Source organism: Oleiphilus sp. HI0067 (genome assembly GCF_001635735.1).
The window spans coordinates 1-1,314 of record NZ_LWFI01000859.1 but is presented as its reverse complement, the minus strand read 5'-3'; the positions used below and the strand labels follow the sequence as shown (position 1 = coordinate 1,314).

3 protein-coding genes are annotated in these 1,314 nt (G+C 42.3%); all 3 read left to right on the top strand.

All coding sequences use genetic code 11. The features are described 5' to 3' along the window. On the top strand, nucleotides 1-538 hold a 538-nt coding region (locus A3739_RS29850), incomplete at its 5' end, for a PilZ domain-containing protein (RefSeq protein WP_068501088.1). 79 nt (nucleotides 539-617) lie between these two features. Next, a complete protein-coding gene (locus tag A3739_RS09185; protein WP_068477397.1) occupies nucleotides 618-836 on the top strand; it encodes a hypothetical protein in 219 nt (72 codons plus the stop codon). A 38-nt stretch (nucleotides 837-874) separates the two neighbouring features. Continuing rightward, nucleotides 875-1,314, top strand: a 440-nt coding sequence (locus A3739_RS09180; protein WP_156502509.1) for a hypothetical protein, incomplete at its 3' end; no start/stop codon positions are given.

The following is a 1,314-nucleotide window of genomic DNA, read 5'->3' as shown; positions in this document are numbered from 1 at the left end:
TGAGCATTTAGACTCAGGGTCGGTTCAGACGCCCGAACAAAGGCTGGTCAAGGTCAATAGTGCCATTAACCGTCATCTTGCTGGACTTAAGCGCAAAGATGAATCGCTCGCTACTTTACTTGGCTTGTTAAATCATAAGATAGATTTGATTGCGGCCGACGTTGATACAGGCAAACCTAAGGTTGATGATAAGCATGCACACACTTATATGATGTGTGAGGCGAATGTCAGTGCTTGTGGTTTGGCATTTCCATATCATACTGATTTCAGCAAAGCGCAAATGTTGAGTTTGCATATCAAACTCTTTCCTTCTGAAGAAGTTGTACAAGCTTTGGCGATGGTGGTTGGTTGTGAACGTCGCGATGCGTTTTCCGCGGAATTGTCGGACTATGAAAAGCAGCAACTCAAGGATCGACCATATTGGGTGCGTGTAAATTTTGAAGAGATTTCGGAGGTTGAGCAAGAGCTGCTTGCGCAACATGTAATTCAAAAGCAGGCCAGCAAGTTGTCGACCCGTGTGAAGTTAAAAGAAGAATAGTTTTTTAAATTGTGGCTTTGAGTTAGCCAAATTAAAGGCTTATCATCCTTGCTTTTGCAATACTGAGAGAATTCCCTTCATGGTCCTGTTTTGGCCTATTCAACAACAGCTTGATTGCATTAGTTCAAGCGGACGTATCCTCGGAAAAATCGGATTCGACATTCAAAAAGACGATTATATTTTTGTACCAGAGGATGTGTCACTTTCCTTAACTGGCGAAGAGCAAGCTAAGATCGATGAACGTTTAGCGGGTCTTAGATCAGGTTTATACCTCATTCCCATGCAAGATGACGATTAACTTGGTTTCTCATAATCGCTTTTAGTTTGAATTCTCCTATGTCACTAGATTTGTTGTGCCGTTATCACAACGATGCGGTCTATGCTTGCTTTCTCCCATCCTTTGATCAATCGATACCAACATTCGACATTGGTTCGCAACATTTCATATGCTTTATTGGTGGCGATTTTCGTCCAATTTCGGATGGAAAATTGGCGCGTTTAGCGTCAGATCTCTTAGCGCAAGGTGCATGTTATTTTGTGTGTTGGGGGAGTGATAGTGAACGCTTCCATGATTTGATCGAAGATATGCTACTTGGCGATGTTGCAAGATCGGCCGAAGAGGCCATTGTTATGAACTCTTGGCATGTATATTCTGATTTAAGTGAGGCCTTGTTGTTCTTTTTATGCCATGCAAGTCCATCTTCAAGTTATACGGAGCAGTCGATTTCCCGCGTAGCGATTACACTCGCTCAAGAAGATAATTCTAAAATCATACA